General features: G+C 40.0%; 6 protein-coding genes. All 6 read right to left on the bottom strand.

Annotated features, from left to right (window positions below):
• Nucleotides 1-584, bottom strand: a 584-nt coding sequence (locus B3394_RS09495; RefSeq protein ID WP_286918028.1) for a hypothetical protein, incomplete at its 3' end; no start/stop codon positions are given.
• A 341-nt stretch (nucleotides 585-925) separates the two neighbouring features.
• Nucleotides 926-1,213, bottom strand: a complete 288-nt coding sequence (locus tag B3394_RS09490; RefSeq protein WP_286918027.1) for a hypothetical protein — start codon at nucleotides 1,211-1,213, stop codon at nucleotides 926-928.
• A gap of 77 nt (nucleotides 1,214-1,290) precedes the next feature.
• Nucleotides 1,291-1,791, bottom strand: coding sequence for a hypothetical protein (locus B3394_RS09485; protein WP_177729946.1), 501 nt, complete (start codon nucleotides 1,789-1,791; stop codon nucleotides 1,291-1,293).
• A gap of 99 nt (nucleotides 1,792-1,890) precedes the next feature.
• The gene (locus tag B3394_RS09480; RefSeq protein ID WP_286918026.1) at nucleotides 1,891-4,677 is read right to left on the bottom strand and encodes an outer membrane beta-barrel protein; all 2,787 of its coding nucleotides are present in this window, start codon (nucleotides 4,675-4,677) and stop codon (nucleotides 1,891-1,893) included.
• A gap of 98 nt (nucleotides 4,678-4,775) precedes the next feature.
• On the bottom strand, nucleotides 4,776-6,086 hold the full coding sequence (gene der, locus B3394_RS09475) for a ribosome biogenesis GTPase Der (RefSeq protein ID WP_177729948.1): 1,311 nt from the start codon (nucleotides 6,084-6,086) through the stop codon (nucleotides 4,776-4,778).
• A gap of 77 nt (nucleotides 6,087-6,163) precedes the next feature.
• Complete coding sequence (gene era, locus B3394_RS09470; protein WP_177729949.1) at nucleotides 6,164-7,057, bottom strand: GTPase Era; 894 nt, start codon at nucleotides 7,055-7,057, stop codon at nucleotides 6,164-6,166.
• Between the last annotated feature and the right edge of the window lie 135 nt (nucleotides 7,058-7,192).

Raw genomic sequence — 7,192 nt, 5'->3', positions numbered from 1 at the left:
GGTGTGGTCGATCCGCTTCCCGACCAGGACTGGTCACACATCATCACCGTTGCCGTAACACAGACTATTTTTTTCCCTGCCAGCTCAGCATTGTATTCAATCGGTGTGATGCGGATCGCTCCGCTAAAATAAAAGGATTCGTGGGTGACACTCGGGACAATAGGTACTTCCGGACTGTATTTTACGATAAAAGCCCTGGTAGAGCCGGGATTATCCGTATGGATCACCAGGTTTTCAAAATAGGTGCTGTCCGGTGTTTCCCGGACGATCTGAAAAGTATAGGAGGTTTTCCCTTCTTTTTCGATCACAACCGCTTTATCCGGTAAAATCGTAAAGCCGTATTGGGCTTCCATGATTGTTCTGGAGAAGCTGCCTTTGCCGTGCTTGCCTTTGTTTAAGCCGGAAAGTGCCTGTACAAAAGGCTGTTCCTTTGAGAGCGCGTCAAAAGTGCTGTTGCGTATGGCAAGCCGTTCCCGGTAAGTATTCTTCTGAATAACGTCTTCTTCCAATTCGCATCCGGTAAGCAATCCCCCAAGTATAAACAATACGGCATAACAAATGGTTTTAATTTGTTTTTGATTCATAATCTCGCTTTTAGATTTACAAATATTACCTGTTTACCGGGCAGTTTTTTTGTGGGTTTACACAAAAAACAGCCGGTGCAGCAAAAGGCTATTTCTGTTGCTGTTTGTTTTGGTTATATGGGGAGTGATAACCGTATGTTATTTTAATGGGGAGCGTATATTATTGTATTACAACAGGATAAACATAAAACTTTATTTTGAGATATACAAATAAAGTTTAGAATAATGTTTAAAAAACAAGTATTTAATTCTAATTAAAAACGGTTTTATTCCGCTATGACCCTAAAAAAAAGCGGAGTAATTACTCCGCTTTGCTATTTTAAGATCAAGGTCTGTTAAAACTACCGGTAACTTCTTTTCACATACCATTGTATTCCGATAATAACCAGTAAAACAGGGTACAGCATGTATCCGGAAACAGCTAAACCGACAAGTGGTAGTCCGCAACGTCCTGTAAAGCCTATTGAACCTATCAGCGCGGCAAGCACCGGAATCACCAACTGATTTCCCAGACTGATCATACTAACCGTAAACAGGTTCATTGTAATGCTTTCTTTTATCGCTTTGTTTCCGTAAACAAGCTGAAAAACGATTGGTATGAATAAAAGTAATAATGCTATAATCATCATCCGTATGTCAATTACTATTTGTTAATTTCACAATTGCCCTTTGCCCATTGCCCTTTGCTCCTTGCCTCTTACCCTTCCTACAACTCATTCTTCACCTCATCATCACATTCCTCACCCCAGCATTCCTTACAAGGCTGGTCTATTTTAGGATAGTGCATTTGTTTTTCGGTAGTGACAAATATATTGTTTGAGGTCATTCCGGAAGGATAAGTCGTTATCCAGCGGCCCAAATGTTTTTCTTTTTCGGCAGGAATGAATTTAAAATCCTGAGCTGTCCGGGTACCCTTCCATTTTGTTTTTACAACAATCGTATCGTTTTTGGTCTGGTAGGCATTTAGAATTTCAAATTCCTGGTCTTCCTGCTGTCCGTGAAGGAAAATCTCCGATTTTTTCCCGGTATGCGTAATCGTCAGCAACAGGTTTCCGGCATCGCAGGTATTGTAAACCACCAAGCCTTCACTGGTTTTGGTTAGCCGTACCCACTCTGTTGGTAGTGTTTTTACATCGTATAATGTTTTTCTTTCGGACTCACAACCCATTAAGGCTGAAAGCACTATGCCTGCGTAAAAATATTTCATGCTGTTTTTTGCTTGGTTGTCTTTAATTAGTTTGCAAATGTATTTTGTTTTTTTGCAAAAAAGAAGCTGTTTGCACAGCTTCTTTTTTAGTATGGTTTTTTAAAATTGTCTTTTACCGCCTTTTTTCTCTTTCCCGGCAAATTTTTCAATTTTATAGGTCAAGGAAAACATAGCATATCGTTTCAGTACTACATTTTCCTCATCGCGAATATTGGTTGCGGTAATGCTCCTCATCGTACTCTGGTTCTGATTCAGCAAATCGTAGACCTTTACTTTAAAATTCATCCTGTCATTAAAGAAATTGTATCCGATGCTGGTATTCCAGAGGTAAAAGTCTTTTTTAAACCCGTCTGATATAGCCGAATTATAGGTGTATCCGAAATCGTTACCAATAACCAGTCCTTTTGGCCAGTAACTGGTGGTTTGCAGGTTGACCTGGTGCTGGTAGGTCGATGCGGAATTGATACTATAGTTGGTATATTGCGTATCGTTATACGTATAGCTATAGGATGGATTAACGCTTAACAATTCGCCGTAATCCCATGTAAAGTTAGCTCTTGCCCGGAACCTGTAATTAAAAGCATCATACATTTCGGCATTGGTATAGCCTTTATATTTATTAAAATTCATTCCGGTACCGGCACTCACTCTAAACGAGTGTACTTCCCTTTTAAACGATTTGTTCCAGTTGAGTCCTGTCCAGGTATTAAAAACGCCCGATACATTTTCATAGCTGGTGGTTCTTTTGGCACTTTCGTCATAAACCGTTGACGAGATTATCTGGCTGTCATAATATTGCCCCCCGGTATAAAAGCTATAACCCGAACGCGAAGCATAGTCATAATTGCTATAACTCAAATATACATAGTGGCTTTTATTGGGGTTCAGATCCGGATTTCCGGTAAAACTCACCAAAGCACTGGAAAGGTCTTCAACCGGCAGCAATTGTGTAGCCGACGGGAAAGAAACCTGGTAAGAATAACTCGTCCAGATGGATTTAGCCTTGGACAGTTTATAACTCATGTGAAATTCTGCTGAAGGCAGCATATAATCCCGGATCAGTTTGGTGTCCTTATACAGGTAAAACGATTCGTTATTCAATCGGGTTATCGAAGTCCCGAAATAGGCTCCTAAATATATATTTTTCTTTTCAATATTGATTCCCGCTTTCGGATTCACCGTAATGGTTTTAGTGCGTAAAAAATTAGACAGGCTGTCGTTCTGAATGTCATACAGCTGCGTATCGCCGTCAAAATTAAATGCGGTATTATTTTCCAGCGTTTTGTTCCAGTTGTAGTCGACAGCGAGTTTTAAACGTATTGAATCCACTATGGGCTCCAAATATTCCAGTCCCACATCTATTTTGTCATTAAAGTTACGGTTGTAGCGAATCTGGTCCCTGTTGTCTGTTTTGAGCAGGTCACCGTTCGGATCATAAAACCGGGTTTTCGACTGATTCAAAGCACTTCCGGTATTCTTGGCATTCGAGTTATCCAGACTGAAATTCAACGCTCTTCCTTTCTTATTCAGCTTTTTATAGAAGTTTAATGAATTACTGAAACTGTTGCTGTCATTTTCATTATACAGGTTACTGTTGCTATCGTTTAACAGCTTATTATTTTCTCCGGTGGTAAATTCTGCCGACTGGCTTTTATTGACTGCATTGCTTTTGGAAAAACGGGGCGCTATATATACCGTCGTGGTGGAATCGATAGTATATTCAATATTGATACCTCCGTTATGAGCATACCTGTCATCACGGGTTGTTCCGTTGGATTCCGTAATGATCGTTCTGTCCGGAAGGAAATTCTGGCTGCGGGACCGGTTGGTATTTTTAGAGGTTGCATCCCTGTAGAAATAGTTTCCGCTCACATCAAAACCTTTAAAAAATTCATCGGCATAGTTTATCCCGATCATATCCGATTGTGTAATTCCTTTACCGCCACCGAAGCTCATTCCGTTAACCCCGAAACTGCCGTCGCTGCCGGAACTCATCGAAGTATTCCGACCGCCGCCCATATTATCGAAGATTTCATTCATCGAGAATCCGGTGGAATTGATATTATTGGACGAACCCAAAAAGCTGATCTTTCGTTTTCCTTTAAAGTAGTTTACCAAAGCACTGCTTTCATAGCGGCTGTCGGTACCATAACCACCCATAAATTTACCGAAGAATCCTTTATTTTTATCCTCATCTATGGTCAGGTTGATCGTCGTGTTATTCGAACTGGCTTTCTGGCCGGAGATCTCTTCTTTTTTAGATTTGGTATCCGTTACCTGTATTTTATTGATAATCTCGGCAGGAAGGCTCTGCAAAGCTATTTTCCCGTCTTTATCGAAAAACGGTTTCCCGTTAACCAATATCTGGTTTACTTCTTTACCGTTTACGGTAATTTTCCCGTCGGTGTCTACTTCTACTCCCGGCAATTGTTTCAACATTGTTTCCACATTGGCATCCGGACGCACTTTAAAGGAGGCTGCATTAAATTCCAGCGTATCGCTTTTAATACGGATAGGCGGTGCTTCCGCTTTTACAATAACCTCATCCAGCGCTTTGGCTGTAGCCAGCATAGCAATCGTACCCAAATCTTTTGAAGCCGTAATTTCTTTCATTTCCTGTTTAAAATCCTGATAACCTATCATGGAAGCTTTCAGAAAAACGGGCTGGCTGACTTTCTTTACATTCAGATCAAAAACACCGTTTTTGTTGGTAATCGTGTAGTCAATTAAGGAGGAATCTTTTACGGCAGATAAATAAACCGTTACCGATTCAATCGGCAGATTTGTGTTTTTGTCGATAATTTTGCCTTTTACATTAATCGTGCTTTGCGCAAATGAAAGGCAACTTAATAACAAAAACGCAAAAAGTAAGGTAGTTTTTTGCATTACATTAAAAAAAATTGCGGTTAATATGTAAACATAATAACCGCAAAAGAAATGATTTCGTCTTTAATTTATTCGTTCATTAGAAAAAGTTTAACAAACTATTTCTGTCTGAAATAAATATCAATAGGAACTCCTGAAAAATTATAGTTTTCACGAAGTTTATTCTCAATAAATCGTTTGTAAGGATCCTTCACATATTGTGGCAGATTTGCAAAGAACACGAACTGTGGTGTTGGTGTCGGCAACTGCATACAATATTTGATCTTAACATATTTTCCTTTTAATGCCGGTGGTGGCGTATGCTCGATAATCGGCAGCATCAATTCGTTAAATTTCGAAGTGGCTACACGCTGTTTTCTGTTTTCGTATACTTCAACAGCTGTTTCCAGTGCTTTTAGCAAACGTTGTTTGGTTAAGGCCGATACGAACAAAATTGGCACATCGGTAAACGGTTCCAGTTCTCTGCGGATTTTCGCTTCGTAATCACGGGTTGACATGGTATCTTTTTCCACCAAGTCCCATTTGTTTACCAGAATCACAATTCCTTTTCTGTTTTTTTCTGCCAGCCAGAAGATACTCTGGTCCTGTCCTTCGAATCCGCGGGTAGCATCGATCATCAGGATACAAACATCACTGTGTTCGATAGCCCGAACAGAACGCATTACAGAATAGAATTCCAGATCTTCTTTTACTTTCGCTTTTCTACGGATTCCGGCCGTATCCACCAGATTAAATTCAAATCCGAAACGGTTGTATTTGGTATCAATTGCATCACGGGTAGTTCCGGCGATATCGGTTACCACAAAACGGTCTTCGCCAATCAGGGCATTGATAAAAGATGATTTCCCGGCATTCGGACGTCCTACTACAGCAAAACGCGGTAACGGGTTCACTTCCTCAGTTACTTCCGGCAAATCCGGCAGTGTTTGTACAAGAGCATCTAACAATTCTCCTGTTCCGCTTCCGTTCATTCCGGCAATAGTGAAATATTCGCCTAAGCCAAGGTTATAAAATTCGATAGCGTCTTTTTCACGCATCGCATTGTCTACTTTATTAACAACCAGTAAAACAGGTTTGGTTACTTTTCGAAGCAGCTTCGCCACTTCATCATCCATTGGGGTGATTCCTTCCTCTACATCCACCATAAAGATAATGGCATCTGCCTCATCAATGGCCAGCTCTACCTGACGGCGGATCTCTCCTTCAAAAACATCATCAGAACCTTTAATATATCCTCCTGTATCAATAACCGAAAATTCTTTTCCGTTCCACTCACTTTTTCCATAATTACGATCACGCGTTACTCCGCTCACAGAGTCAACTATGGCTTCACGGCGTTGGATTAACCGGTTGAAAAAAGTTGATTTTCCAACATTTGGCCTTCCTACTATGGCTACGATATTATTCATTTTTCTTCTCTATTTTTTGCAAAAGTACGTTTTTTGATTTTAGCATGCTCAAAAATACGCCCGGGCAAAATCTTTAATTAATTATTTTTATTTTGATTGTATCCGAATCGGCGCAGCTGATAGCTGTTGCTTCGCCAGTCTTTATTTACTTTTACAAACATTTCAATATGAATTTGTTTGCCAAAGAATTTTTCCAGATCCTGACGTGCCTGAATACCTACTTTTTTAATAGCAGCACCTTTATGCCCGATGATGATTCCTTTCTGCGTTTCGCGTTCTACCATGATAACGGCTCTGATCCGGATAATATCATCGTCTTCCAGGAATTCTTCCGTTTCGATTTCCACCGCATACGGAATTTCCTTTTCGTAGTTTAAAAGGATTTTTTCACGGATGGTTTCATTTACGAAGAAACGTTCCGGTTTGTCTGTCAGCGCATCTTTTGGATAATATGCCGGCGATTCCGGCAGTAATTCCAGTATTCTGTCGAAAACCGTACTTACGTTAAAGTTTTCCAATGCCGATATCGGGAAGATCTCTGCGTTAGGCACTTTTTCTTTCCAAAGGTTTACCTGCTCTTCCAATTGTTCCTGATTGGATTTGTCAATTTTATTCAACAACAGCAAAACCGGAATTTTGGCATGGATGATTTTATTAAAGAAGGCTTCATCTTTTAATTCCTTCTCTCCTATTTCTACCATATAGATCAGCACATCGGCATCTTCGAAAGCAGACTTTACAAAATCCATCATAGACGATTGCAATTCGTAAGCGGGTTTGATGATTCCGGGTGTATCTGAAAACAATACCTGGAAATCGTCTCCGTTTACGATCCCTAATATTCTGTGACGGGTTGTTTGAGCTTTGGAAGTTATAATCGAAAGGCGTTCTCCAACAAAGGCATTCATTAATGTTGATTTTCCAACATTTGGATTACCGATGATGTTAACAAAACCTGCTTTGTGTGACATAGTAAAAAATTTAGCCTACAAAGGTAGGGATATCAAGCGAATAAGAATAAATATTTTATTTTTTTCGAAAAATACTTGTTATTCCAACTATTCGTCGTAGTTTTGCACTCGAAACATCGCGGGATAGAGCAGTAG

This window comes from Flavobacterium sp. UBA4197, assembly GCF_002379575.1.
Lineage (GTDB): Bacteria > Bacteroidota > Bacteroidia > Flavobacteriales > Flavobacteriaceae > Flavobacterium > Flavobacterium inviolabile.
Note: the sequence above shows the minus strand (reverse complement) of the source record. Positions and strands in the feature narration are given on the sequence as shown.

Bases quoted from the DNA above. Each gene is read 5' to 3' on its own strand.
- B3394_RS09490 (WP_286918027.1), bottom strand. From the start codon at position 1,213: ATGATGATTATAGCATTATTACTTTTATTCATACCAATCGTTTTTCAG.
- B3394_RS09485 (WP_177729946.1), bottom strand. From the start codon at position 1,791: ATGAAATATTTTTACGCAGGCATAGTGCTTTCAGCCTTAATGGGTTGT.
- B3394_RS09480 (WP_286918026.1), bottom strand. From the start codon at position 4,677: ATGCAAAAAACTACCTTACTTTTTGCGTTTTTGTTATTAAGTTGCCTT.
- der (WP_177729948.1), bottom strand. From the start codon at position 6,086: ATGAATAATATCGTAGCCATAGTAGGAAGGCCAAATGTTGGAAAATCA.
- era (WP_177729949.1), bottom strand. From the start codon at position 7,057: ATGTCACACAAAGCAGGTTTTGTTAACATCATCGGTAATCCAAATGTT.